This is a genomic window from Pseudovibrio sp. Ad13 (genome assembly GCF_001623225.1).
GTDB lineage: Bacteria > Pseudomonadota > Alphaproteobacteria > Rhizobiales > Stappiaceae > Pseudovibrio.
The window spans coordinates 141,015-165,800 of sequence record NZ_LMCC01000011.1; the positions used below are offsets into that span (position 1 = coordinate 141,015).

Below are 24,786 nucleotides of genomic sequence, written 5' to 3' on the forward strand. Positions count from 1 at the left end.
CTCATTGTGAAATGATTCCATTAAAATTCTCCTAACGGATGTTAAGGATTAAATCTGAGAGGGCATGAAAACAGCCCAAACACGGGGTTGGGCTGCTCATTTTTTGATGAAATTTTCTGTGCCCAAACACCACGGCTTAAGCGATGTCTTGCATGGAAAACCAGATTATCTGCTCGGTTTTGGTGGTGCCTTGACCTTACCGTCTGGGGAGACCGTACCTTTGGAACCGCCTTCCAGATCGAAGCGGTAGGCGTCTCTGTTCACGGCATCCTCTTCGGCTGTTTCCAGCTTAGTCTCAAGCTGATCAACAACTGCCTCACTGGAGATCTCAAAGCCCTTGCCCTTGATCGGCTCGGAGAACGGTTCGGTATAAAGATCAGACCCCCATTGAGGCTTCAAACCGTGGTTGGCAGCACCCAGGTTTACCTCAACAGCAGAGTGGTGCTCATCGCCAACCAGATATCCGGTCGCCAGCCATCTGCCCAGTTCCTTCACCTGGTTCTCGGCATTGTCACCTTCCAGCCCCAGTTCCTTCATCACCCCTTTACCCAGCAGGCGAATGCCGGTGAGGAAGCGGTCTGTGGTACCGGACGGACCAGCAACGGTTGGTTTGTTGTGCAGGTCCGCATCCTTGGCAAAGCCTGTGCCGTCTTTAACATCCCAAACAGAAAAACCGGGCTGGTGTTCAACAATAACCTTGTCCTTCGGCATCTCACCGGCTTTGACAGGTTTGTTTTCTTTGAACTGGTAGTCTTCTCTGTCGTGCCGATTACGCGGGTTGGTCTTCGCAAAATTAATCTCGCGTTCTGTCAGGCGTTTGTTCGCTTCCAGATCAGCAGCCGTTGCCCACGCACCATCGCCGCCTTTCTTGCCGCGCTCACGATACTTCCGCTGGTTCGCTGTCAGGCTCTGACCTGCCAGTGCATCATTCTGCGGAACGGGTCCGTCAACTTGGTCACTGCCCGGCACTTCGCCGTAGAGCTCTGGGTTCTCCGAGGCGTTTTGCTTGTTCTCGTTCCGATAAGTGTAAAGCTTCAACTCATCTGGAGCAGTGCTGTCCGGTCCAGCGCCACGAGGGCGGCCAAACTTGAAGCTGTGCAAGTAATCGATGTCGATGATGTCTTTCATCTTCTCCTGAAGTTCGGGGGAGTGATAGATCTTCTCCATGGCCTTTCGGAAAGCGGAGGAGTTGGACAAATCGAAATAGGCCGTGCCTTTTTCGCGGATTGTCACGTCGCTATCTTCTTTGCCCTTCTTGGCACCGTCGACAATCTTGGTAAAACCACCAGCACCCAGCTGACCGACAACACCGTATTTCGGATTGTCGCCCGTATAAGCCTGCATGGCATCCATCATACCTTTGAGCTCGTCGTCACCTTCAAGCCGCGTGAACACGGTCACAATGCTCTTGATCAGACTGTCAGCTGTCTTGTGTGCTGCCGGACTATCAGAAGCAATCTGCGCCATCGATGCTTCAACGGCTTTGTTGTCAGCAACGCTCAGCACATCAGCCTTGGGCATGCTGGCTTCTATTTGCTCAGCCTGCTGCACACTATCAGGAAAATCGATACCAAGATGCTGACATACGCGTTTCGCCCAGCTCAGCTCGTCTTGATTTCCTGAACTCTCAGGTTGTTGTTGTGCACCACCAAGCATCGACACACTCCTCAGACAGATGACCATTTATTCTCATCTCACGACAATGTCTGGGCCGTGTTGCATGGGGTTTAAAATAATCGATAAAATATTGAGAGGAGCGTTCACAAAGATCACAATGGTTATATCGGCATTGTTATGTTGCAAGTGGTTTGATTAAAACGCCGCTGATCACCGTTTAAAGGTGGTTCTCCAGCACCTTCAGCAAAACTGAAGGCACTGGAGAGACATTTAGAGATTATACGCGAGAAACAACCATTTAGCGCTACAGGCTTAACAGATGACGGCGTCTCACGATGTTGTTATTGTGCAAGATACTGCGGAGCTGACTTAAGGTAATTCCCATAGGCTTGCGCATTGGGATAAGAGAACTGCTCCGCAACAGGATTACTGCGCTTGCGTTTGGCCGCTCCAATATCTTCCAGCAGTTCATCAAAATGCTTGAAGTGGAATGGAGCTGAGCACAATCCACCATAAACCTGAGCTGCTGGTCGGTCATCACGTCGCCAATCCAGCATCTCATCAATGTTCTGACGCATTTGTCCATCCGTTGGTTGCTTCTCCAGCTGCCCATCCGCATAGCGCACCAGCCAGTTGGCAATCATCTCTGCAGAAAGCACCGTGCAGAAGCTGGAATTGAAGCCCACAAACCCCATTTCTGGCAGGTCAGGGTTTACAGAAAGACGGTAGGTCCGATACTGCCCGTCCTCTTCAATCAGCTTGTCACGATACTCTTTTGCCAGATACGGAATGCCCAGCTTCCACCCCACAGCAAGCACCGAAACATCACAGCTCACTTTATCGCCGCTCGTCAGTACTGCCTGACCATCTTCATAATGATCAATCGTGCCTTGAACCGGCTTGATAATGCCGCTCTTGAACCCTTCAAACAGCCCTGGGGTGACAATGGGAATCGAGCAGGAGATGTCCTTCTCAATCGGCACCTTCGGTACCATATCCCACTTCTTTAGCCCCAACTGAAGCTTCAGCAACATCTCAAGACCGCGGAAATTCGCCCAGATCAACGGTTTCGCAATCGCAGCCATTGCCTTTTGCAGCGGATTTCTGCCCCAGCTGTTGAACTGCAACTCCTGTGCCCGCATGTAAAGCAGCCGTTTGAAGTTGATGCCACCCACAAAATACGGCACCCGCCACACTGGCTCACGATACACCAATGTTACCTGAGAGGCCCCGTTCTTCGCCGCGTTCACCGCCACATCTGTTGCTGACTTGGACCCGCCCAGCACCACCACCCGCTTGCCTTTAGCAAGGGAAGGGTCGGTATAGTCGGATGAGTGCATGACATGCCCGCCCTGCGTCTCAAAACTGTCCTGTCCCGGATGGCTGATAATGTTCTTTTCAGAAAACTGTCCCGTTGAGATGACGACAAAATCGAAGTCTTCTTTGCGAACCTGCCCTGCCGCATCGAGCGTCAGTGTCCATCCTGGCTGGCCGTCCTCCCGGCGGTCCATGGAAAGGACCGGCGTGTTCAGCTGAAACAACCGATGCAGCTTGTGCTTGCGAGCATAGGAATGCAGATAAGCATGCACTTGCGGCCCCTTGGGCCATTCCGGATATTCCTTGGGCATAGGATGATCCGTATAACAATACAGATCTTTTGGAGACTGGGTCTGCACCCCCGGATAGGATCTGGAAAGCTCCCAGACCCCGCCAAAATCGTGGGTGCGCTCATAGCCGAACACCCGGTGCCCACGTTCGTCAAAGGCTTTGGCAGCCGCAAGACCGCTCACGCCGCCGCCAATGACAGCAACTTTCTTCTTCTTCACCATGTCAGCCACCTTTATTCCGCTGGTGGCGGTAAAAAGTCGACTTCATGCAAGGCAGAGATGCGCACAAGCTCTTCTGGATCTGTTACGCCGTCCAGGGCCTCAAACAGATCATAAAGCTTGCGGGAAGGGGCCACGCCAAACACACAGGTTGCTTCATCGCCGGAGCGGTTGAAGATCCCATGCGCAATTCCGCGTGGCATTCTGATTGTGTCTCCCGGTCCCGCTTTGTGGCAAGCTTCCCCAAACTCCACCTCAAGCGCACCAGTCAAAACTGTAATCCACTCATCCTGCGTTGGATGAATGTGCGGTGGCACAAAGGTCCCGTCCGGAATAGTTGCATGCCAGATAAACACGTTCTCGGTCAGCACTTTAGGTGTGTATGTATGTCCAACAACATTCCAGCTGGTGTTGTCATTAAGGCCTTCCCCCACAAGCGTCACACCTTGCAAAGCACCTTCCGGCATCAAGACTTGATCAGACATAATTCCCTCCTCATCAATAGAATAAAGTGGCTGCTTAGCTCTGATTACTTATTTTGAAAATTTATCAATCTATCTCCGCAATTCCTCCGTCATGAATACATAGAAATACTAGAGATTTAGGCGGCGTTGGTCAGGTTTATCTCGCAGATGCGAGATAAATATTTACCTAGTCTGGATAGATTCTTTTTTAAACTTAAAACAATGATATCTGCGAGGAGAGATAGTTCAAGCTTAAAATGTTATGGGGCTCTACAAACTATCGATTTTGGAGGATGAAATGAAAAGTGTAGAACGCATAGGGAAGGACGTAACCAGCGGGATTTGCTGGGATTAGTCTGAGAAGGTTTCGGTTTTTACAATGTGCGATAAAATTATGCAGAGCCCTCACAACATTGGAAAGACTCTGCAAAATACTCGTAGCAGCTGTTAGATGCGTGTCATCTCGTTTACAGTAAACGCGTCAACGGCGCCCTCTGTTGCCACCATGTAAGCAGCCAGATGCGGCGCATTCATGTGCTCCTGCCACAGCTCACGGGTCTCCCAGTTTTCATAGAACATGAAGTGACCAGAATTTTCATTGTCCACGTGCAGGTCATATTGCAGGCAACCAGCTTCAGCGCGCGTTACCGCAATCAGCTTCTCAAGCTCTGCCTTCACAAGATCTTCTTTGCCCTTAGCGGCATGGATATTGGCGACGATGGTCAAAGTCATAGGAGCAATCCTCTCTTTTGTTTTGCTGGCAGAGAACCTATATAGACGCTATATCAATAACAAGTACGCACAGTTTTGGCCTATAGGTACAAGAAGTATACTAAGGCTTACTCCAGAAAAGTAGTTTCGGTTTTCGGATAAGAGTACGTGCAAAAAAAGACTTAGAGTCTGTTGCTTGAATGCATATGAAAGCAACCTGCTCTCAGGAGATAATATGAGTGATAAAAACCAACGCTTCGAGCAATACAATTGCAGTCAGGGATGTCCAGTAGAAGCTGCTCTGGAACTGATTGGCGGCAAATGGAAGGGCGTTATTCTCTACCATCTGATGGAAGGGACACAGCGCTTTGGTGAGCTGAAAAAACAAGTCGGAACAGTCACTCAGCGTATGTTGACCAAACAATTGAGAGAGCTGGAAACCGACGGTCTGGTCTCCCGCAAAGTCTTCGCTGTGGTTCCGCCTCACGTAGAATACTCACTCACACCAAAGGGCGAAACTCTACGCCCCATTATCACCGCACTGCGCGATTGGGGCATCGATCATGCTGTACGGGAAAAGGAAGAGGCCTGAACGACGAAGAAAGAGCATATCAACCAGAATGAACATGGCGTTCAAGCCGGGATACGCTCAAAAGATAAGACATAGTATGGCACAGACGTAATCTGGCTTCTTTAATGGCCCTCACCAAACGGCCATGAAAATGGCCAGAAAAACGGCCCAAGCCCAACTGTACAGAAAAACAGGAAGTAAGCACCAACCATGCGCACCAGATCCAGTTTATAAAGTGCCAGCGCCGCCTCATAAAACACGTAGGCACTAAACACCATAAACCCAACCCCGAGCAGCACCTGCACGCCCAGGATCACCAACTCCTGAAAAGACCGCGAAGCCTCCGGTTGCGTCACACCACCACCCATGGTTCCAAACCCTCCTCTTCAAAATACGAGCCCAAACCCTACCAGATCCCCCCATCACTCACATCCCACAATGTTGTGTGTGGAGGTATCAATTGTCTTATGTTGCCTTTACTGGGGGAGTAACTCACGTGCATCGATCCATACAGCCTCGGAGGGAATTGCGATTAACCGACCCTGATTATTCTCATCTCTTACCTTAACCATTCATTCCGTCATTGCAGTTCATTCGTACGTTTCTGGTGGGGCTGACTTGCCAATTTGGTGCAGAAAGGGCAAAAGACTGCGACTTGAGGCAGTTTGAGACCGTCGTGAATGACTGAAGCAACAAAAAAACTCTATGATATCAATCAGTCTGTCTTTGCAGTCGCGCCGATGCTTGATGGGATCGATACTTAAAGTTTATTTATATACTACAACGTGTTGTCAGGTGATGGCATTGTAAGTCGTACTGATATTCGTACTAATATCTGAATTTGAGATAGATATTGGTGAGGCCTGAAAATAAAATTACGTTATAGACAGCGGGTGTTTCAGGTCTAAGTCTAACAAACACAGCCGTGAGCTGTCGATCAATCAACTCATCAGTGGTTGGGTCAACGTCCCCTTGGATGCCGTAGCTGTTTCTTTTTGGGTCCTCTATCAGATCTTGATGCAAGACGCGGAACAGGGTGGCTGGTCCACGTTTGGTTCCTCTATGAGAATACAGCCATTCGCGCATTCTATAGAAAATCTAGCTAATTTACGCTTATTGCTTGCGTCTTAAGCTTGTCCTAGCCAACAGCTAATTTACTGCAATCATGAGTATACTTAATTAATGTTTACAATCATAAATATGCATGCGTAGATGTATGATGCAATTATGCATGATGAATCTATGGTATCTCAAATGACAAATTTTGTACCCTCAGCCTATCCTGTTGTAACAGGAGGGGGCGAAAGCTCTTCTCATAAGATCACACCTAGTTTTTACGATAGCGATTCCGCCGATACTCACACTTTCACCGTAGATACCACCAACACGCTTGGCTCGGTCACAATCAATGATGATGGTACGTTCTCTTACAATCCAGCAGGGCAGTTTGAGTATCTGGCTTTGGGCGAGAAAACGACAGATACGTTTACATATACAGTGATCGATAGCTCTGGAGCCAGTTCGTCAGCGACAGTCACTATAGAGCTCTTTGGTTCTAACGATGGTCCTGTAGCTTTTGCTTCGAGTGAAACCACAGATGAAGGCAGTGCAGTTACTATAACGCCGTCTTATTCTGATGCAGACACCACAGACGCCCATAGTTTCACCGTAGATACCACCAGCACGCTTGGCTCGGTCATAATTAATGCTGACGGCACCTTTTCTTATGACCCGATAGGACAGTTTGAATATCTATCGGCTGGAGAAACTGCCACTGATAGTTTTACCTACACTGTAACAGATGAAGCAGGTGAGAGCTCCAGCGAGACCGTTACTGTCACAATTACAGGTCAGAATGATGCTCCGATCGCAATCTCTGTTAACGCAGAGGTGAATGAAGGCGGTTCAACCGTAATTTCTTCTGATTATTCTGATGTCGACACATCGGATACGCATATCGTTAGTATCATTAATACAAACACTTCAGGTGCAGTCATCACAAACGCTGACGGCACATTCAGCTATGACACTGATGGGAAGTTCGATCATTTAGGTGCTGGTGAAACGGCGACAGATAGCTTTTTTTATGTTGTTACTGATGGCTCCTGGGCCAGTGCAGGAGCGCAGGTTACCATCACCATCACTGGTGAAAATGATGCCCCTGTAGCCGCTGAAGTTTCTAGCGAGACTAACGAAGATAGTTCTGTTGTCATTATGCCGTCTTATTCTGATGCAGATACTTCAGACACTCACAGTTTCAGTGTGGATACCACCAACACACGTGGCTCGGTTACCGTGAATGATGACGGTACATTCTCCTATCATCCGCAGGGCCAGTTTGATGGTCTTACAGCTGATGAAACTGCCACGGATACCTTTACTTATACCGTTACCGACAGTTCCGGTGCGAGTTCGACTGAAACTGTTACGATTAAGATCAGCGGTGTGAACGATGCACCTGTTGTTGATGATATTGCAGCAACAACATCTGAGGATGAAAGCGTCTTTATTGAACCAGCTTTCTCAGATGCTGAGGTCTCAGACACTCATACCGTCACCATAGATGCCAGTGAAACAACTGGGCAGGTCTCTCTGGTCGATGGCAGCTTCCAGTACAATCCAAATGGTCAGTTTGAGCATCTTGCTGTTGGTGAGAGTACGACTGACACCTTCACCTACACGGTGGATGACGGCAACGGCGGTGTCGTTACAAAGACAGTGACTATTACCATTACCGGAACTAATGATGCTCCCGTAGCTTCTGAAACTACAGCAAGCACCGGCGAAGATAATAGCATTACCATCAATCCAACTTACTCCGACGTCGATATCTCTGACACTCACAGCTTCAGTGTGGATACCACCAACACACTAGGTTCGGTCGCTGTGAATGATGATGGCACATTCGCTTATGACCCGAATGGGCAGTTCGAGGATTTAGCCGTTGGTGAGACTACAAGTGACAGTTTCAGCTATAGTGTAACAGATAGCTCGGGAGTGACCTCAATAAATACGGTCACAGTCACAATTACTGGCCAAAATGACGCTCCTAAGGCAAGTGCTATAACAGCAAGCACTGGTGAGGGGAGTTCTGTCACCATCGCGCCTTCTTATTCGGATGTCGATACGTCAGATACACATAGCTTCAGTGCTGACACTGCAAACACGATTGGCTCGGTTACAGTGAATGATGATGGGTCATTCTCCTACGATCCAGCTAATCTCGTTGGTTCTCTCGGGCTTGGTGAAACGACAACTGATACCTTTAACTACACGATTACGGATAGCGCTGGAGAAAGCTCAATAGCAACTGCAAGTGTGACTGTCGTGGGAGATAGTGAAATATTGAGCGGGAGTACGGACAAGGATACCTATTCGATCTGGGCAGATAGTGGGTCAACTATGATTGACTACACCACTGAAGTCGATGGCGGTGGGTTTGATACGATTGTCTTTGAAGATTTGTCTCTTGCTGATGTTAAAATTTCGATAGTCGAACACGATGGAGAAAACGGCACTGCTCTCAAGATTTCCTGGGAGGCAGATGGAGATCGCCCAGCTGGTCAGATCCAGATTGCAAACATGGGGGCTCACATAGAGCGTTATGAGTTTGCAGATGGTACAAACTTGTCCAAGATCTCAGTGTTTAGCGATGGGAAGCCTAGGCTTTTTGGTACCGATGAGGCTGATGTTTTCATCGGATCCGATGCCAATGAAGAGATATATGGAAGTGACGGCGCTGATGTAATTGATGGAGGTGGTGGAGACGATACCCTTAATTATAGCGCTTCGACTGCAGCGATTAACGTCAATATGAGCACAGCGGAGTTATCTGGTGGTTACGCCGAAGGTGACCAAATTACCAACATCAAGAGCATTTACGGTTCCAATTTTGACGATGTCATAATTGGGGATGACAACGATAACGGCTTATATGCATCCGATGGTATCGACCACCTAGAAGGTAAAGGTGGTGACGATGTTCTCAATGCTTTTGGTTCGGGAGCTGACTATCTTGATGGCGGTGAAGGGCAGGACACAGTGCGTTACCGCTGGTCGAGTGCTTCTGTGGTGGTGAACCTACTTGATCAGTCTCAAAACGCCGGAGATGCCGAAGGTGACACCTATATTTCGATAGAGAATATTGTTGGCAGCGATCTATATAGTGACCATCTCACAGGGGATGATGCTGATAACTCAATCTGGAGTCACGGTGGAGACGATAAGCTATTTGGTGAGGCTGGCTCAGATCACCTGAATGGAGGCGATGGCCACGATACACTTTATGGCGGAGCCGACAATGATGTGCTTATTGGTGAAGCTGGTGATGACAAATTGTTTGGAGGGGAGGGGGATGACTTCTTAAGAGGCGGCTCAGGTTCTGATTATCTTGACGGTGGGATTGGAACCGATTGGATTAGTTACACAGAGTACGGCGATCTTGGGCAAATTTCAGTTATTGACCTTCTAACAGGCACAGGTAGTGGAGGAGTCGCCGCTGGAGACACTTATGTCTCAATCGAAAATGCCAATGGTAGTGATGGGGATGATCATATTATCGGCACGGCAGGAGATAACATTTTGGGTGGTCGAAAAGGCGATGATACCCTTGTCGGACAAGCAGGGAACGATACGTTGCATGGAGGCAAAGGTAGCGACAACTTTGTGTTTGAGGGCTCGTCATTCGGTAATGACGTAATTACTGACTTTAAAGCTGGAGCTGAGTCAGACGACATTATTTCCTTTGATGCAGATCTATTTGCGAATCTGGAGGCGGTTTTGATGGCTGCAACGGATGATGGGGTCAACACGGTAATCGTGCTTGATGAAGATAACTCTGTGACCCTGACAGGTGTTCTGACCTCTGATCTTCATTCAGACGACTTCCAATTTATCTGATCTTCATTGATTGTGTAACATGGGCCCTCGGTGATATGCGTTACCGAGGGCATTTTGCCTGAGAACAAGTATATTGGGGTGCTTGAGGTTACCCAGTTGAACCTTCTGTGTTTTCCGGCTTTGGATGGTCTTATCTGCCGAACATGGCATTGTTTTCTTTCATAGCTTCCTCCCTCTTTTTGTCCAGGTAATGCGCCAGATCCACGAGGTGGACGCCTCTGGCGCATTTTTGGCTGTCTTCGATCCGGACAATTGGAAGGTCAATCTCGCCGCTGTTGTGCTTGCGAAGGAATTTTTGCAGCGTCAGGTGCCCGAAGAAGTCTTTGCATACTTCCTGTACGGGTATGATTGTTTTTCCAGAATACTGAGCCAGCAAGAGAAACTGGGTGTTCATAGGATTGCCTTCCAGAGTTCGAATTTCAACTTCAGTCATGCTGCGCAGGGCTGCTTCAATGAGGGATGTCTACAGCTTTCTTCCATCGCATCTGCCCAGTCCATTGCTGCCATTTCTGGGCTCTTGGGTTTGATGGTGGAGGCGAGCGGCAAGGTTGGACCTGATACGCATCTGCGAGAGAGTTGGTTGAGGGTGGTCGTCACCGCGGCTCGGCGGATCTCCTCCAGCTTGGCGGTTTCAACCATGCTGATCTGCCGCGGTCGCGGAATGAGTGCTCCAAGCGCTTTTGCAAGCTCACGCAGGCCGCCTTGCGGTTTCTGAAGAGTGGTCTGGCCGCTATCGCAGTCCGTTTCCACATAGGCGAGGTTGGCAAGAATGATCTGAAGGCCGGAGGTCATCATCAGCGGGCGCAACGGACGCGGTGTGAAACGGGAGGCCAGCAGATTGAACTGCGCCTGAGAGATAAAAACATCCGTAAGATTGGGCAGAGCTGCCACACGGCCCAAAACGATGCCCACTGAGCGCCAAGTCAGTCTTGATGAAGCTGGGTGTTGCAGATTGATGTAGCACCGCTCTGGCAATGGAATGAGGCATGTTGTGTCCGTCATTTCTAACCCCGTCCCATCTTGTTCAGTGTTTGCTGGCAGAGCTGCCATCCATCGCGGTAAAAATCCTGCAGGTTGCGGATCTGTGCAACGATCGCCGGTCCATCTTCCGGCGTATCCTTCAAAACCAGCTTCAAGTCCTCGCGCTTCAGAGCGATCTCTCCAAAGCTTGGGGAGATCTGGTCGAGCAGTTTGTGGCCTTGCTGCTCTGCAGCGCTGGCTGTTGTTGCTTGACCTGGTTGAAGCGGCGCAACGGGATCTTGAGTAATCAGCCTCAGATGAGAGCTCATGCAGATATCTCCTGAACCACCGTGAAAAGGATGGCGCGGGTGCATGTGTTGGTGGCAGCACCCGCGCCAGTCACCTGCCACATGAGGGGTTCTGCAGGACAGGTGACTATCAGTTTGAAAATGAATGCTGTGATCCATATTAGAGGCGCTTCATTACACCCAAATCAGATCAATTAAGCACGCCAATTGATGCGTATTATAATCCATATGTCAATATCAAAATGGATTATAATACGCATTCATGGGTGTGAATCAGTATCTCGATCGTTCAGATGGAGCGGCGCGATATGGAAAATTGTGCACATGATGTGTGGACAAGCACTGCGCCCAGGGACGCATAACCAATAATCATTTAGCTGAGCGCAATCGTGCATGGGCTACCCGCCCAGACGGGAAGTTAGCCTTTCAGTGGAAGGGAATAGGTTAAGTGGGGCGCTCTTAAATGAAATCAATTCAGCCTGAATGCAGAAATCGCTCAAATTACTGATTATCAATTAAAATTCGATGTTCTTCAATTTTTCGCCCTTTGACTTGTGTTCCCTGCAAATCGGTAGATAGCCTGTGCAATGAGAGATCCATTCATTGGATTAGTGGAATTAGCACTGGGGCTGTGAAGGCATTGGCTGGACTACAGGAAGACACCAAAAACAAGGACGCTAAGTTCGCTGAGAAAATCAGGACCTTGTCATCCATTGAGCTTGTGAAGGTAGCGATAGAAATTGAGCGCCTGAGGGAAAGATCAAGGGCTGACGGGCAGTCTTAAAGTGCTTACTTTTGGGAGAAGCCGTCAATCATGCGGAGAATGACCTTCTTGTCATCATCGCTTAACTGATTGAAATCCTTAATAAGCTGAGAGTGATCCGGCCCATCGGAGCCATAAAACAAATCACCGACATTGCTGCCCAACTCATGCGAAATTGCGGAGAATACTTCGATAGTCGGCGTGAAGTTCTTCAGCATTTTATTGACGTAATCAGGACTTTTTCCAATGGCCAAGGAGAGGGCGCGTGCAGTTACGCCCTTCTTATCCATCTGATCTTTAAGGTTTTTACGCCAAGTTTCCATACGCGGATAATAATCCATGCATTTCATTTCGTCTAGCGCACAATACTGCGTTGACTTGTTCGCAGTATACTCCATACTGACCTCGATTTCATTGGAGGTGATTTGGTATGCAGACGGAAAGATCCGAGATCAGCGAAGCGGACTTCAAACTTCCCACCAGAGCCGACATTATCAAGCTCATCGACATGGCTTGTAACGAGTTTGACATGACGCCTGCGCAGCTGGGTCAGCGCGCTGTCGGCAATCCTCATCTGCATTTGCGATTGCGCACCGGAGCCGATATCCGGCTTTCCTCACTCAGAGGCCTGGTGCTGTTCATCAAGTTTTGCCGTCAGGAGCGGGTTCATGAGATTGAGCTCTGATCCTTCCGGCAAAACCTCGAGCGAACCGGCATGCGGCGAGGGCGCTTTGCATCTGTCGCCGGCCATGGCCTTGCTGCCGTTCAACATCGCGCTCCAGTTTTTCCAAATTCCATTTCTTTGCCTGCATCAGCTCAGCTCCGCTGCTTTGGATCGGCAGTCTGCAAGACTGCCCCGGCGCTGTCAGCGAAACACTTGAGGATAGTTTTGCATGTCCCGCTCACAAACCAGTCGCACCCTGCCGGAATCTGACTATTCCCGCCTGTTTGCCTACTCCAAAGCTCTGGTGAAGCTGAATGGCGGCGTGGAAGCTGCCAGCATGGTCACCCGCGTCGCACCGTGCCAGCTCTCCCGCTATGGCAACCAGCAGAGCCATGACGCCATGCCGGTGGACGTGATTGCCGATCTGGAACACGAGGCCGCTGATCCCGTGCTCACCCGCATCCTGGCACGCATGAGCGGCCACACGCTGGTCAAACTCCCACGGGAAGCAGCAGAGCCGGATTGGGTCGGCAACATGGGCCAGCTCTCCAAGGAATTCTCGGACGTTCTCTGCCGTGTGGCTGAATGCCTGAAGGATGACGGCAAAGTCACAGCCGATGAAGTGAAACGCCACCACCTGCGCAGAGAAATTGCCGAGCTGATCAGCGTGGCTGTCAAGCTGGACAAAACCTGCGAAGCCATTGAGAGGGAGCCGGCCAGATGATCCAGTCCCCCAAAATCCGGCGCAGAATTGTGCAGCACCACCTCAACAACATGAGCCACCGCGCCATCGCAAGCATCTATGGTTGTTCAGAGGATGACGTGGAGAACGTGATCAAGACAGAGACAGCCGAACGGATCATCCTGTCTGGTGTGCCTGTTTCGGGCGGTGTGGCGCTGTATCCGGTGCAGAGCAGGGATGCTGACCTCACCCCGCAAATCCGACTGTTTAAGGCATTGCCGGAGGACGTCCGGACCTTTGCATCCGGTGTGGCAAAAACCTGCAAGGTGCCCGTGGGCCGCCTGTTCACCTCAAACAGCAAACGAAAGCAGGATGTCTTCTGCCGCGGCTGCTTCTATTACGGCCTCAGCTGCCAATTCCACTGGAACTACGAGCGCATCGCACACGCCTCCGGCGTCAGCGTCCACGTCGTCTGCCGAGCCGTCAACCGCTACTGCACTCAGGTAGGTGCACCTCGTCCGAGTGAGCTGGTGAATGCACGGAGGGCTGTGGCGTGAGGGGATTAGGCGGGTTCGCTACTCGGAGTAAATGGACGTTGCATGGTGTTGCCGTCGCGATCAATGACATTCACAGAGTTCCATTGCTCTTCACTGAAGAGAGGGAAGAACTTTGCTTCAATAAAAGCCCCAAACACTTCTGCGCCTTCAAACCTAGGTACCGTCATGGCATACCCTCCCATTTGCATCAGTTTAGGGAGGAGAAAGTGCTGCCCTATCTGTTTGACCGCATTAGTCGAGTTCAATATTACCTGATTGAAATCGTTGATATAGGTCTGATGGTTTTGGGCTATTCGGTTAAGTTCAGAAACTATCTCGCGTGCAGTGCTTTTATCAGTCAACCGCAAAGTATAACTCTGGATCGCAACCACCATTTCAGTAGCGTGTTCCTCATGCGCTTTATCAATCTGAAACTGGATACTGGAAAACGATTCCATGTACAGCCGGTAGTTAAAGTTAATACTGTCAGTATCAGGCAAGTCTGCTCCGACAAAGTTAGCGCCGACCAACCGGCTTCTACTAAAATCAGTAGCAACGAGCATGCTGGCCGAAAAATCAGCAAGACTAAGGTTCAAGCCGTTAAAGATGCAATTTTCAAGTCGACATTTATGGAAGTTGATTTTGGTGATTTTATTGAACTCAACGCAGTCCATGTTGGTGTTCGCAAAATCAAACAACTTGAGAGAATTTTGGTCTTGGTTATTGCGCAGGTTGATAACCGCTCGAATAGCCACTCCCTGATCGATGAAGAAAGCTTGAATGGGAACTGGTTGATCAGACTTAAACGTACTTCTTTCTATGTTTCGTTTACGGATGTGCTGCTCCAAAAGATCCATAGAAGTATCAAAGTAAGTAGTAGAAGCTTCCATCAAATCCTTGAGCATAATAACGCCTGCACTTGCAGAGGCAGAGTTGTCTTTTCCAAGCAACTCAACAGCCTCTGCAAAACGATCTGTAATGTGTCGCTTTTCTGCGAGAACCAATGTTCGATCTGCGTTCTGCAATTGGCCAAGCGCGATCCCAGCCTGCTTGTTAGATATCTGTGCTTGCCAATGAGCTGTAATGCTTCTCCAGATAATGAAAGGAAAACCGACGAGACCAACAACCAACAATCCAATGTTTCGCCAAATTTCAGCTCCAGATTCGTTGTCGGGGAACCAGAATTTCAAGGGGTTATCTGGTACAAATATGGCGCATACCAATGCGAAAATCAGAACCATCGCGTAAATGCCTGCGCCGATGGGCATCAAAACATTGGTGCTTTCAATGCTACTTTCCTGATCCATCAATCTCAGCTCTCAACACAGCATGCAGTAACTGCCTCGCACCTTAAGATGCGAACCTCTGAGTCTTCAACCAGAGGATGCTGGTCGTCCAATGGCAATTGGAGGGTTGCTGCGTGATGGGTCAGGCGCTCAGAGCAGGATCAACTCTGTCTCACCCAGCTTATGAAGGCGGTGAGGAGGGTTATGGGGATCATGAGGATGTAGACGGCCAGAACCATTTGGGTGATGGTCAGCTGGTTGAGGGCCTCAATCTCGAAATCTGCCAGGCTAACGCGGATGAAGGCGATGGCGGCGAACATCTGCACTTGAAAGAACAGGGTGACCAGCAGGGCTTTGAGCGGGCTGAAAACGGGGTTTATCCGTGTTGCCAGCCAGTAAACGATAACCGCCCCGACAATCCAGAGAAGCCCGGCCAGAAACCAGTCCCGCAACGCGCTACCCTGATAAATCAGATAGACGCCCAGGCTCCACAAATTACCCGCAAAAACAAACCCAAACCCACGCAGTTGAGCTGGCAGGTAGGAGCGGAAAGGTCTCGGGGGAGCAGGGGGCAAGCTGGTCATTTAGCGGTCTTCCAGCTCTTTGTCGGCAAGTTCCATTCGTCTTTTTATTTGCTCAAACTTAGCTTCAATTACCCCACTTGCCCCTTTTCCGACGGACTGACAAACTTGCAGGAAGATGAGAGATGTTCCCATTGCCAACACTCCAATGGCAACTTGCTCAACACCTGTGTCAGCCACGAAAGTGACAAAACCTGTGATGCCTCCCAAAGCTTTGGTCGAAAGATCTTTGACACTGCCAAAGTAAACTACGGCTTTCTGATCATCCAGTGCGATCTTGACCGCTTCAAAACAGACAGTTCGATCTGCCGGAGCAAGCCAGTCTTGCGTGAGAGCATCAAACCAGCTTCCTGTGGCATACTTTGCTTCTCCATCTTCAATAAGTTGGTGCGTGGCCGCTGCAAACAACTCTCCAATTTTATTGCCTTTACCCCAAAATGGTATGGCAACGCTCTCAAGAAAAATTCTCTCCTCACTACCATCAGCTTTGGTGAACGAGATTGGTGTGGTCACTCGCATGACTTGATAGTTTTTAAGGAGGTCTCTGGGCTCTTCTGGAGAGCTGACGCGTGGGGCGACTGGGTAGCTCTCGGAGATTGCATCAGGTGTATCTGCGGGTGCAATTTCACTTTCAGACACAGCCTCAGAGGATGCAGCTTCTGCAATCGTCTCTTTGGTTTTGCTTTTATTAGACGTGCTAGGGTCCTCTTCGCTGCCAAAAACCAGCGGAAATTTATCTACTCCCAATACGCTCGGTTTTTGCTCAGGGCTTTGTTCGTCATTCAAAACCGTTGTCTCATCAGTAATTGCGGCTCTGAGTTGACTTCGTTGATAAATGGAGCCGACGAGATTTGCACCGCGCAAATCGGCGTTAGTCAGATTTGTATCGAGCAGATTGGTATTGGTCAAAATTGCGTTTCTGAGATCTGCATCTTTAAAATTGGTATCAGTGCATGTGGTGTTTTGGAGATTGGCAAATCTGAAGTTTGTGCCTTCAAAATTTGTTTCCGAAAGGTTGGCACCTCTAAGCCGTGCGCGGTTAAAATTTGCCTTTACGAAGTTACAGGAAACGATACGTGCATTCTGCAATTTAGCCATGCGAAACTTGGCTTCAACTCCAGTACAATCTTCAAACACGGCATTGGCCAATCGTGCTTGAGTAAAAACAGGCGAACGAAGTCTGCAATGCGAGAATGTCGTGGCTTCGAAGTTTGCTTTAGTAAAATCGACGTCTTCAAAGGTCACATCATCAAACTCAGCCCGTCTCGCGTCTGCGTTGGTGAATTGAACCTGATGACCTCGCCCACCTCTAAATTGAAAAGCCTCCAAGTTAGCGCGCTCAAGACAGACGTCTTCCAAAGAGACGTTCAAGAAAGTGGAGAAATCGAGATTGGCTTCACTCATGTCAGTTTTGATGAAGCTGGTCTGCATGAACTCAGACTTGCTGATAATTGTTCGGACGAAAGACGCACCGGATATTATGGCTTTTTCAAAGTTTGCATTGCTCAAATCAATCCAAATATTCGTGAAACCTCCTTGAATTTGCTCGACCCAAGAGTTCCACTGCGTTTCATCGTAGTCACGGAAATCCAACGTTTCTGGTGTAACAAGCTGTCTATTAAACATCTAAAAACGCCTCTGGGTCAGTGCTCTAATTACATCTGCAACCTATCCGCGATTCCATCTGCGTTGACAACAGGTACAAATCAGGTCATGATTCCGCTCAGCTGGTGGTTTGCCAGTGAGTGCGTCACACAAAGGCGTGCGGGGATTGGAACCCCTTCCTATTCTACAGGCGCACGCTATGCGCCGCGGCATGTCTATGCCAGCGGCGTTTTGCTTTTATGGCTAGGCGGGCAGGAGCGCTCACGCGCGCCGTTTTCCTGTAGGACGGTAGTTCCAATCCTGTTCGTCTGGCCGCCAGAGATTGGAACCTCCAGCGGTCGGATACAATCTGACTACAGGAGATGTGCCATGGTTGTGCTGGCAGATAACGCGACACGTGCGTGCCGCGAGCTTCGGAATTCCCTTGAAAATATTGATTTAGCTGTGGCCCAGTTCGGCGCGCTTTTGCACGCCATGTCCGCGCTCGGCAACAACCTGCCTCCCCATCAGTGCGAGGCGGTGCAGTCCATTGTGACCCTGCAATCCCTTCTTCTCACCCACCACAAAGAGATTTTCACCCACACCCAATCCGCGTGGCACTCCACCCGCGTGCTTTTGCCAGTCAAAGGAGTTTCGGAATGCAGCATCTGATCAAAATTGAGAATGGTAAGCCTGTTACGGACACACTGGTGATTGCGGAGGTGTTTGGGCGTCGGCATGACGAAGTGCTCAGAAGCGTGCGGGGATTGATTAATGAGGGGACAATAGGACTCCGGGAATTTGCGTCGTCCTCCTACCTCAACGCCCAGAACAAAGAGCAGCCGATGTATCAGCTGTCAGAAAAGGCAGCGTTGATTGCAATGCCATTCATTGGTGGCCGGAAATCAAAGGAAGGTCAACGTAAACTCGTTGAAGCGTTTCTGGAGTATCGGGATCGGCTTGTTTCCAGCAATTATGACCGGGCTCCGCAGGTCATCTCCATTGAAATGGAAATGGCCGTTGCAGAAGCAGCAGGACGGGCGCTTGCCATGTCTGACAGTTCCAAGCTCAAGATGATTGAAACCGTGGCCAACAACCACGGCTGCGCAACCAACATGCTGCCTGACTATGTCAATGAGAGAGCCTGTCTGGCGCTCACAACTCTGCTTAAGGAAATTGGAGAAACCCGCTCAGCCCGCACCGTCAACAAGGTGCTGCTGGACCTCGGCATTTTGGAGGAGCGCACCCGCACCTCCACCAGTGGCAAGGAAAAGCGCTTCAAACTGCTGACAGAAAAAGGCCTGTCTTTCGGCAAAAACCAAGTCAGCCCCAACAACCCGCGCGAAACCCAACCTCTCTACTACATCTCCACCTTCAACGACCTGATGCAGCTGATCGAAGCCGCCGAGCGAGGAGCAGCAGCATGACTGATCTGATCAACATGGATTTTGAAGACAATCTGGTTCGCAGTTTCAGACAGCAAGACGGTACCATTTGCTTCATCGCAAAGGACGTCTGCAACTGTTTGGACGTTAAGCAGGCTTCGCGGGCGCTTGAAAATCTGGATGAAGATGAAAAGGGGGTGACTTCAACTCACACCCCGGGTGGGCCTCAGCAGGTTCTGTATGTCACCGAGAGCGGTTTGTACACCCTGATCCTGCGCTCAAGGAAAGCAGTCACTAAAGGCACAATGCAGCATCGGTTCCGTAAATGGGTCACTAAAGAGCTGATCCCAACCATCATGAGAACGGGCAGTTACCATCATTGGGAACAGGATCCAAACCAGTTTGATGATCTTGGCACTCAGTCAGAGCTCGGTAACAAATCCAGATTGGTTGAGATTGCAAACCGTATCTCCGGCCCACGTGCCGCCTGCGAGCTTTGGCGCAAGCTGGACCTGCCAATGGTGCCGTCATTAGCCCCACGCGGAGGCCTCACATCCAGAAGCATCGTCTCCGGAGCAGAAGAACAGTTGCGCTCCTTCATCGAAGAGGGATGCCAACTGGATCCAGACTACACCATGACCGCCCGGGCCATGTATCTGGCCTACAAAGGCTGGGCTCGCTCAGAAGGCAACCCCATCATTACTGAAACCGCCTTTGGCCGCGCCATGCTCCAGCTCACACAGGACTACAATTTCCTGAAAAACAAAGGCCGTGTGGTGACTTACCGTGGTTTACGGGTGAAGGAGGTGGGGTGATGTTAGCTAGTCGAGCTGTTTTCCATGAAAGTGTTTACTACGCCTTCACGCCATGTATGCAGCTGATCCATCCAGTTATCCGGGAGCTTGTCATTGTAGGCAATCATAGCGTGCTCAAGTTCCAAAAGCTCATCGGCAACAGGATCTTTTTGCTTTCGCGCAAGACATCGAGCTGTCTCGGTTTGGATACTACGGAAAGTATCAAGAGCAAAGTCCTCCAACGGGATTGGGGCTCCATCGTAGCCTTCAATAAGATTCAGTTGGTAGACCCAAAGATTTTTGAGTTTTTGCAAAAACCTCTGTCGTTCCTGATAGGATGTACCAGGGTTGTACTTCGCTGCGTTTATATTGTGGCCATCAAAGCCAGCACAAATCGAGTTATAGTTGATGATCAATCTCCGATAATCATGGAGCGTCAGTCCACGTCTTTTGATATGGCGGACCCATGCGTAGGCTTGATCGACGAGATAGAGCTCTTGAGAGCAAAACTCCATCACACTGGCGATATGCTCTATTTGATTTATTCGATTTGCCTTTTGAGCCTCAGAGATTTGATCTCCAAGTTTTCTGACCTGCTTCATCGCAGAACTATAGGCAATCATGGCTGCTGCAATAGCTGCAACACCAGCAAACCATCCACTCAACACCCCGGCCCACGATCGAACGCACTCCCAGGAGCTCAGAAAGGGCGAGCTTTGACTAGGAGATTGCGAAGAAATGCAGAGCCCAGCTCGATTGACCTGAAAGTCAAGCAGAAGAACTGCGAAAAAGCCACCCAAGAGAGAAGCCAAAACGCAAACTATAATGATGTTCAGGTGCTTATCTTGCATGGAGAAACCTCACCGGATTTTAAGATCGATACCCTATTAACCAGCGACAGGTTTTGCGAGATCTCTAATTCTAGCAACATTTACATCAACCGGTTCAAAAGTTCTCTTGAGGTCGGCAGAGTAATTGTTGATTGCTTCAATCCGTTGATCTTCAGCAGATTTAAACTCATCTGTATTCAAAATTTCATTGAGTTTTACCACAAGATTACTAGCGGTCTCAGTGTCTTTATCACGAATGTGGCTGCCTTGTCTGTTTTGGTTGAGAGCAACTATCGAACTCGCTTGGTCAAACAGTTCGACGTAGCTCTCGTATTCAGTTTCCCAAGTCTTAAGCAAGGTATCGCGCTGGCTGAACACGTCACCAGAAATAAACCGCCCTGCTTCATAGTGATGATCGTTCTTCTGAAAGAGACACGTACGCTCCTCAATAGATCTAATAATCTTTTGGCAGTTTCTTGTGTTTCTTTTTTCAGCCTCATGAGGAGAAGGGTGATCGGGGTCATCCATTGCATTCATGGTAGAAATGAAAGACATCAAAGAGTTCTTGAAAAACTCTACAAGGGATGTTTCTCGTTCCAAGTACTCAATTATTTCGCGTTCTCTAGCATACCAAGTAAAGCTATCTGCAAGAAACGGTTGAAGTGCGAGAAGGTTTGTTTTTTGAGCTTCTTCAATTTGGTCATCAGTTCTTTTGATTTGCTCTTGTACCTTACGACCTGCAAAAAATGCGCCCCAAACTGCGGCTATTGCAGCAGCCCAACCACTTGTCGCACCGATCCATTCTTTGCCACAAGTCCAGCTAAAAGAGTTGCTTGTAGTACAAAGCGCATCCCCGAAAGCCAATCGCGATATTATGAGAGCTGCAGATATAGCAGTTCCAACACATACTGCTATCAAGATCAGCGAAAAAAAACGTTTCATGCTAGTGCCTCAAATTTAAACTTGCTTTGTAGCCGAGTCTCTCCATCCATGCACGCCTCAGTTGAGAGGTGCGCCGCATGACTCTCAGGATTGATCGTAGAAAGACACCTAGAACCACATCCACCGGCCACTCCGAGCACCCTTGCATGGCAGAGGGCTGCGCAAACTGGGGCTCTCGTGGGTACACCGTGGATGATGCCGGCAAGCGGGTGCAGCTGTGGTTTTGCCCCGAGCATGCCAAGCAGTATGAAGCGGATGTTGCGGCTGCCAAGCGTACGCCGCCACCGCCACGATCGCCCAAACAAGGGAGGTTGGTGTGATGCGGTACTCCACTCTCGACTTGTTGCGGTTGAAGCAATCTGCTGATCTGCATGGTCGCATTTGCCGGCACACCACGTTGCGCAAGTCTGGCCGGCTGTATTCCGGCAAATGTCCGTTTCCCGATCATGACGATCGCAATGCCAGCTTTGTGTTTGATCCTGTCAGCAACAGTTTCCGTTGCTATTCCACCGCCTGCGGCCGCTCCGGGTCCATCATCGACTGGATGATGGAGTTTGAGGGCTTTTCCAGCTTTGCTGATGCGGTTGAGGCTCTGGGCGGGGCACAGATTGCCCGTGATCAACGCTGGCAGGACAAACAGCACAAGCTGGTGCAGGACAACAAGGTGCTTGCGGCTGCGCGCACTGCCACCACACAGGAAAAAGCGCGTCAGGCGGCCTACAAGATCTTTTCAGCTGGGACAGAGCTTTCCGGCAGTATTGCGGAAACCTATCTGCGTGAAGCGCGGGGGCTGGGTGACATCCCGTTGCCTGGGGCGGTGCTGCGCTTTGCTGCGGATCTGCCGTACTGGGCAGAGACTGCAAAGGGTCGTTTCGAGATCATCCATCATGGACCTGCGCTGCTGGCGGCCTTTCAAAACAAGCAGGGCCGGTTTTCAGCAGTGCATCAGACCTGGCTGAAGGCGGATGGCAGCGGCAAAATCAAACTAAGCCTTGAGGATGGGCTGCGGTTGCCAGCCAAAAAGATCCGCGGGCCGTATATGGGCGCCAGTTTGCGGCTTGGCCCGCCTGCGCCTGTGATGGGCGTGGGTGAGGGCATTGAGACCTGCCTGTCCTGTGCGCCCTTTGGCCTTTCGTGCTGGTGTGCGGGCTCGCTTGGCAATCTTGTGGGCTCTGGCAAGCCTGACGGGATCTGCGAGCCGCATCCGGTGCGCACCGGTCACCTGTTGCCATCACGGCAACCGGACATGGCCAGTGCACGGGCGTTTCTGCCATTTGAGGCGCGGTCCATGATTGTTTTGGCCGACAGTGACACCAAAGACCTTGAAGCACTCAAAGCTCAACTGGAACGGGCTGTGCGGCGCCTGCGGTTTGAGGAGCGATCAGCGCAGATCTTGTGGCCACCACTGGGCATGGACATGAATGACTGGATACTGGCGAACGGGAGGGATGCAGCATGAGCACCATGAGCCAGGCGATTGAGGGTGCGATGCAGCCAAGTGACGATCCCCTCATCACCCCACTTTCAACCGAGTTTGCGGAAAAACTCTCGCGCTGCGCCCTGTATGACCAGAATGATACGGGCAATGCCAAGCGGCTTCGGGAGCATTTTGGCGAGGAGTTTTTGCATGTGCGGGAGGTGGGGTTTTACACCTTCAAAGGCACCCACTGGGATTTGACCGGTGGCGAGGAAGTGATGACCCGCTATGCGCAGCGCACGGCGGAGCTGATCAAAGAAGAGCTCGACTACCTTGGCTATGAACCCTGGGAGGAGCTGGTGCTGGAAAAAGCCAAGGCGGTGCCACGTTTGGCAGAAGAGGCGGCGCTGACCAAAGAGCAGGAAGCCCTGCTGAAGGATGCGGAGGACGTGAAAAAGGCCCGCTCCGGCAGGCGGACTGCACGCAAGAAATTTGCGGTTTCCAGCGGCAATTCCAACAAGATCAAAGGCATGATTGTGCAGGCGCTACCGCATGTGACCTATGCGCCAGAGGAAATGGATGAAGACGATCTTGTGTTCAACACGCGCACGGCCACGCTGCAGCTGCACCCTGAACCTGATGGAGAAGGCGGGCAGGTGATGGTGCCGGATTCCGTGGCCCACGACAGAGCCATGCGGCTTTCCAAATGCGCGCCGGTGAACTTTGACCCCAAAGCGGAATGCCCGCAGTGGCAGGCGTTTCTGGACTTCTTCCAGCCCGATGTTGGCGTGCAGCGCTTTTTACAGGTGTATGCCGGCTATTGCCTGACCGGGCTGACGGCAGAACAAAAGCTGCTGTTCTTCTATGGCGATGGGGCCAATGGCAAATCCACCTTTGTAGAGGCGATTTGCGGGCTGATGGGCGATTATGCCGGACAGCTGAACCCGGAAAGTGTGACGGGCACAGGCCAGCGGCGTGGTGACCAGGCAACGCCGGATCTGGCAACGCTGGTGGGCAAACGGCTGGTGCGCGTTTCCGAGCTGCCAAAGGGTGAGGCAGTGAAGGAGGAGCTGATCAAGGCGCTGACGGGTGGTGAGCCCATGCAGGTGCGCCGGCTGCATCAGGGCTTCTTTGATATGACGCCAATCTTCAAAGCGATCATGAGCGGTAACGACAAGCCCTTCATCAAAGGCAATGACTATGGCATCTGGCGGCGCTTGCTGATCGTGCCATGGTCCGTGCGCATCAGCGAAGAGCAAAAGCGACCGATGGCCGAGGTGCTGGCCGAGTTCGAGGCCGAGCGATCGGGCATTCTCAACTGGATGCTGAAGGGGCTGCAGATCTACATGGAGGAAGGGCTGGATGTGCCGCCAGCCGTGGAAGGGCTGACGCAGGATTACAAGACCGAGCTGGACCCGATACAGCAATTTGTGGATGCCTGTCTGGAGTTTGCCGAGCCGCCGGGAGAGGACCCGAACGAGCCCTCCATCACTGGCCGCGCCATGTATGACACCTATAAGAAGTGGTCTGAAATCTCCGGCCTAAAGCCTTTCACGGAAACAGCTTTAGGGCGCGAGTTGCCGAAGAAGCCGGGCATGCGCAAGGTGATGACCCGCATCCGCAAGTACGCCAATGTGCGCTTCAACCTGCCAACTGAGATGCGTCCCGAAACGATGAGTTGGGAGCCTATGGGATGAGTGTAACTGAGCCCGCGAGGGTGCGAGGGTATGCGCGAGGGTTGTGCCGTGTGCCTCGCGCCGGATTTCGTAAAGCCGTGAATGGGTTAGAGGATAGCCGCGAGGGCGCGAGGGTATATCGCGCGCCTGCGCATATATAGGGGAATGGGGAATAGCTTTTAAGGAAAAGACTTCTCATATGCGTAATTAGTCAACTAACCCTTGAACCCTCGCGGAGGGTTATAAAAACAATTGATATTAAAAGATAAAATGGCCGCGAGGGTCTGATT

At 50.5% G+C, this 24,786-nt stretch carries 25 protein-coding genes; 11 read left to right on the forward strand and 14 right to left on the reverse strand.

Translation table 11 applies throughout. The features are described from left to right. Positions 1-165: 165 nt before the first annotated feature. The 4 genes from PsAD13_RS12800 to PsAD13_RS12815 all read right to left on the reverse strand — a co-directional run bounded on the left by PsAD13_RS12800 (position 166) and on the right by PsAD13_RS12815 (position 4,639). On the reverse strand, positions 166-1,656 hold the full coding sequence (locus PsAD13_RS12800) for a hypothetical protein (RefSeq protein WP_063318393.1): 1,491 nt from the start codon (positions 1,654-1,656) through the stop codon (positions 166-168). A 302-nt stretch (positions 1,657-1,958) separates the two neighbouring features. Further along, positions 1,959-3,446, reverse strand: coding sequence for an NAD(P)/FAD-dependent oxidoreductase (locus tag PsAD13_RS12805; RefSeq protein ID WP_063318451.1), 1,488 nt, complete (start codon positions 3,444-3,446; stop codon positions 1,959-1,961). 11 nt (positions 3,447-3,457) lie between these two features. Then, a complete protein-coding gene (locus PsAD13_RS12810; RefSeq protein WP_082830661.1) occupies positions 3,458-3,928 on the reverse strand; it encodes a cupin domain-containing protein in 471 nt (156 codons plus the stop codon). Positions 3,929-4,354: 426 nt separating this feature from the next. Beyond that, positions 4,355-4,639 (reverse strand): putative quinol monooxygenase, encoded by a 285-nt coding sequence (locus tag PsAD13_RS12815; RefSeq protein WP_057465947.1) that lies wholly within the window; start codon positions 4,637-4,639, stop codon positions 4,355-4,357. Between the two features lie 214 nt (positions 4,640-4,853). Between PsAD13_RS12815 and PsAD13_RS12820 the strand changes: the two genes are divergently transcribed. Further along, positions 4,854-5,210 carry a helix-turn-helix domain-containing protein gene (locus PsAD13_RS12820; protein ID WP_057465948.1) on the forward strand — a complete coding sequence of 119 codons (357 nt, stop codon included), beginning with the start codon at positions 4,854-4,856 and terminating at the stop codon, positions 5,208-5,210. 101 nt (positions 5,211-5,311) lie between these two features. Here PsAD13_RS12820 and PsAD13_RS12825 read toward each other — a convergent pair whose 3' ends face one another. Beyond that, a complete protein-coding gene (locus PsAD13_RS12825; protein ID WP_057465949.1) occupies positions 5,312-5,557 on the reverse strand; it encodes a hypothetical protein in 246 nt (81 codons plus the stop codon). Between the two features lie 886 nt (positions 5,558-6,443). Here PsAD13_RS12825 and PsAD13_RS12830 point away from each other — a divergent pair. Then, positions 6,444-10,088, forward strand: coding sequence for an Ig-like domain-containing protein (locus PsAD13_RS12830; RefSeq protein WP_193777050.1), 3,645 nt, complete (start codon positions 6,444-6,446; stop codon positions 10,086-10,088). A 130-nt stretch (positions 10,089-10,218) separates the two neighbouring features. Here PsAD13_RS12830 and PsAD13_RS12835 read toward each other — a convergent pair whose 3' ends face one another. The 4 genes from PsAD13_RS12835 to PsAD13_RS12850 form a co-directional block, all read right to left on the reverse strand. Continuing rightward, complete coding sequence (locus PsAD13_RS12835) at positions 10,219-10,521, reverse strand: pyocin activator PrtN family protein (protein WP_244272517.1); 303 nt, start codon at positions 10,519-10,521, stop codon at positions 10,219-10,221. Continuing rightward, a complete protein-coding gene (locus PsAD13_RS12840; protein ID WP_063318395.1) occupies positions 10,518-11,090 on the reverse strand; it encodes a hypothetical protein in 573 nt (190 codons plus the stop codon). Before PsAD13_RS12840 ends, PsAD13_RS12835 begins: the two co-directional genes overlap by 4 nt. 2 nt (positions 11,091-11,092) lie before the next feature. Next, positions 11,093-11,377, reverse strand: coding sequence for a hypothetical protein (locus PsAD13_RS12845; RefSeq protein WP_063318396.1), 285 nt, complete (start codon positions 11,375-11,377; stop codon positions 11,093-11,095). 768 nt (positions 11,378-12,145) lie between these two features. Further along, complete coding sequence (locus tag PsAD13_RS12850; RefSeq protein ID WP_063303685.1) at positions 12,146-12,460, reverse strand: helix-turn-helix transcriptional regulator; 315 nt, start codon at positions 12,458-12,460, stop codon at positions 12,146-12,148. Between the two features lie 89 nt (positions 12,461-12,549). On the opposite strand from PsAD13_RS12850, the gene PsAD13_RS12855 reads away from it, so the two are divergent. The 3 genes from PsAD13_RS12855 (at position 12,550) to PsAD13_RS12870 (ending at position 14,022) form a co-directional block, all read left to right on the forward strand. Continuing rightward, positions 12,550-12,804 (forward strand): hypothetical protein, encoded by a 255-nt coding sequence (locus PsAD13_RS12855; RefSeq protein ID WP_063288235.1) that lies wholly within the window; start codon positions 12,550-12,552, stop codon positions 12,802-12,804. 208 nt (positions 12,805-13,012) lie between these two features. Continuing rightward, a complete protein-coding gene (locus PsAD13_RS12865; RefSeq protein ID WP_063318399.1) occupies positions 13,013-13,507 on the forward strand; it encodes a hypothetical protein in 495 nt (164 codons plus the stop codon). Next, positions 13,504-14,022, forward strand: a complete 519-nt coding sequence (locus PsAD13_RS12870) for a hypothetical protein (RefSeq protein ID WP_063318400.1) — start codon at positions 13,504-13,506, stop codon at positions 14,020-14,022. Before PsAD13_RS12865 ends, PsAD13_RS12870 begins: the two co-directional genes overlap by 4 nt. 5 nt (positions 14,023-14,027) lie before the next feature. On the opposite strand, the gene PsAD13_RS12875 is transcribed toward PsAD13_RS12870, so the two are convergent. The 3 genes from PsAD13_RS12875 to PsAD13_RS28345 form a co-directional block, all read right to left on the reverse strand. Continuing rightward, positions 14,028-15,308, reverse strand: a complete 1,281-nt coding sequence (locus PsAD13_RS12875) for a pentapeptide repeat-containing protein (protein ID WP_063318401.1) — start codon at positions 15,306-15,308, stop codon at positions 14,028-14,030. A gap of 140 nt (positions 15,309-15,448) precedes the next feature. Then, on the reverse strand, positions 15,449-15,871 hold the full coding sequence (locus PsAD13_RS12880) for a hypothetical protein (RefSeq protein ID WP_063318402.1): 423 nt from the start codon (positions 15,869-15,871) through the stop codon (positions 15,449-15,451). Beyond that, the gene (locus tag PsAD13_RS28345; protein ID WP_244275160.1) at positions 15,872-16,654 is read right to left on the reverse strand and encodes a hypothetical protein; all 783 of its coding nucleotides are present in this window, start codon (positions 16,652-16,654) and stop codon (positions 15,872-15,874) included. Between the two features lie 33 nt (positions 16,655-16,687). Here PsAD13_RS28345 and PsAD13_RS28350 point away from each other — a divergent pair, with 33 nt between their 5' ends. The 3 genes from PsAD13_RS28350 to PsAD13_RS12900 are packed head-to-tail and all read left to right on the forward strand — an operon-like array spanning position 16,688 to position 19,652. Next, positions 16,688-18,124 (forward strand): hypothetical protein, encoded by a 1,437-nt coding sequence (locus PsAD13_RS28350; RefSeq protein WP_244275162.1) that lies wholly within the window; start codon positions 16,688-16,690, stop codon positions 18,122-18,124. Further along, positions 18,112-18,879, forward strand: coding sequence for a Rha family transcriptional regulator (locus tag PsAD13_RS12895; protein WP_063318405.1), 768 nt, complete (start codon positions 18,112-18,114; stop codon positions 18,877-18,879). Before PsAD13_RS28350 ends, PsAD13_RS12895 begins: the two co-directional genes overlap by 13 nt. Continuing rightward, the gene (locus PsAD13_RS12900; protein WP_063318406.1) at positions 18,876-19,652 is read left to right on the forward strand and encodes a BRO family protein; all 777 of its coding nucleotides are present in this window, start codon (positions 18,876-18,878) and stop codon (positions 19,650-19,652) included. Before PsAD13_RS12895 ends, PsAD13_RS12900 begins: the two co-directional genes overlap by 4 nt. A gap of 2 nt (positions 19,653-19,654) precedes the next feature. Here PsAD13_RS12900 and PsAD13_RS12905 read toward each other — a convergent pair whose 3' ends face one another. Both PsAD13_RS12905 and PsAD13_RS12910 read right to left on the reverse strand, forming a co-directional pair. Beyond that, a complete protein-coding gene (locus PsAD13_RS12905) occupies positions 19,655-20,296 on the reverse strand; it encodes a hypothetical protein (protein ID WP_153040887.1) in 642 nt (213 codons plus the stop codon). 222 nt (positions 20,297-20,518) lie between these two features. After that, a complete protein-coding gene (locus PsAD13_RS12910; protein WP_063318408.1) occupies positions 20,519-21,403 on the reverse strand; it encodes a hypothetical protein in 885 nt (294 codons plus the stop codon). Positions 21,404-21,480: 77 nt separating this feature from the next. Here PsAD13_RS12910 and PsAD13_RS27605 point away from each other — a divergent pair, with 77 nt between their 5' ends. From PsAD13_RS27605 to PsAD13_RS12920, 3 genes are read left to right on the forward strand one after another with little or no spacing between them, the layout of a single operon-like run. Then, positions 21,481-21,723: a hypothetical protein gene (locus PsAD13_RS27605; RefSeq protein WP_153040888.1), complete on the forward strand. Its 243-nt coding sequence runs from the start codon at positions 21,481-21,483 to the stop codon at positions 21,721-21,723. Further along, complete coding sequence (locus PsAD13_RS12915) at positions 21,723-22,862, forward strand: CHC2 zinc finger domain-containing protein (protein WP_063318409.1); 1,140 nt, start codon at positions 21,723-21,725, stop codon at positions 22,860-22,862. The genes PsAD13_RS27605 and PsAD13_RS12915 overlap by 1 nt, the downstream gene beginning before the upstream one ends. Next, a complete protein-coding gene (locus PsAD13_RS12920) occupies positions 22,859-24,517 on the forward strand; it encodes a phage/plasmid primase, P4 family (protein WP_063318410.1) in 1,659 nt (552 codons plus the stop codon). Before PsAD13_RS12915 ends, PsAD13_RS12920 begins: the two co-directional genes overlap by 4 nt. Positions 24,518-24,786: the final 269 nt, after the last annotated feature.

Coding starts and splice junctions, on each gene's coding strand:
- PsAD13_RS12800 (WP_063318393.1), bottom strand. CDS start 1,656: ATGCTTGGTGGTGCACAACAACAACCTGAGAGTTCAGGAAATCAAGAC.
- PsAD13_RS12805 (WP_063318451.1), bottom strand. CDS start 3,446: ATGGTGAAGAAGAAGAAAGTTGCTGTCATTGGCGGCGGCGTGAGCGGT.
- PsAD13_RS12810 (WP_082830661.1), bottom strand. CDS start 3,928: ATGTCTGATCAAGTCTTGATGCCGGAAGGTGCTTTGCAAGGTGTGACG.
- PsAD13_RS12815 (WP_057465947.1), bottom strand. CDS start 4,639: ATGACTTTGACCATCGTCGCCAATATCCATGCCGCTAAGGGCAAAGAA.
- PsAD13_RS12820 (WP_057465948.1), top strand. CDS start 4,854: ATGAGTGATAAAAACCAACGCTTCGAGCAATACAATTGCAGTCAGGGA.
- PsAD13_RS12825 (WP_057465949.1), bottom strand. CDS start 5,557: ATGGGTGGTGGTGTGACGCAACCGGAGGCTTCGCGGTCTTTTCAGGAG.
- PsAD13_RS12830 (WP_193777050.1), top strand. CDS start 6,444: ATGACAAATTTTGTACCCTCAGCCTATCCTGTTGTAACAGGAGGGGGC.
- PsAD13_RS12835 (WP_244272517.1), bottom strand. CDS start 10,521: ATGACTGAAGTTGAAATTCGAACTCTGGAAGGCAATCCTATGAACACC.
- PsAD13_RS12840 (WP_063318395.1), bottom strand. CDS start 11,090: ATGACGGACACAACATGCCTCATTCCATTGCCAGAGCGGTGCTACATC.
- PsAD13_RS12845 (WP_063318396.1), bottom strand. CDS start 11,377: ATGAGCTCTCATCTGAGGCTGATTACTCAAGATCCCGTTGCGCCGCTT.
- PsAD13_RS12850 (WP_063303685.1), bottom strand. CDS start 12,460: ATGGATTATTATCCGCGTATGGAAACTTGGCGTAAAAACCTTAAAGAT.
- PsAD13_RS12855 (WP_063288235.1), top strand. CDS start 12,550: ATGCAGACGGAAAGATCCGAGATCAGCGAAGCGGACTTCAAACTTCCC.
- PsAD13_RS12865 (WP_063318399.1), top strand. CDS start 13,013: ATGTCCCGCTCACAAACCAGTCGCACCCTGCCGGAATCTGACTATTCC.
- PsAD13_RS12870 (WP_063318400.1), top strand. CDS start 13,504: ATGATCCAGTCCCCCAAAATCCGGCGCAGAATTGTGCAGCACCACCTC.
- PsAD13_RS12875 (WP_063318401.1), bottom strand. CDS start 15,308: ATGGATCAGGAAAGTAGCATTGAAAGCACCAATGTTTTGATGCCCATC.
- PsAD13_RS12880 (WP_063318402.1), bottom strand. CDS start 15,871: ATGACCAGCTTGCCCCCTGCTCCCCCGAGACCTTTCCGCTCCTACCTG.
- PsAD13_RS12895 (WP_063318405.1), top strand. CDS start 18,112: ATGCAGCATCTGATCAAAATTGAGAATGGTAAGCCTGTTACGGACACA.
- PsAD13_RS12900 (WP_063318406.1), top strand. CDS start 18,876: ATGACTGATCTGATCAACATGGATTTTGAAGACAATCTGGTTCGCAGT.
- PsAD13_RS12910 (WP_063318408.1), bottom strand. CDS start 21,403: ATGAAACGTTTTTTTTCGCTGATCTTGATAGCAGTATGTGTTGGAACT.
- PsAD13_RS27605 (WP_153040888.1), top strand. CDS start 21,481: ATGACTCTCAGGATTGATCGTAGAAAGACACCTAGAACCACATCCACC.
- PsAD13_RS12915 (WP_063318409.1), top strand. CDS start 21,723: ATGCGGTACTCCACTCTCGACTTGTTGCGGTTGAAGCAATCTGCTGAT.
- PsAD13_RS12920 (WP_063318410.1), top strand. CDS start 22,859: ATGAGCACCATGAGCCAGGCGATTGAGGGTGCGATGCAGCCAAGTGAC.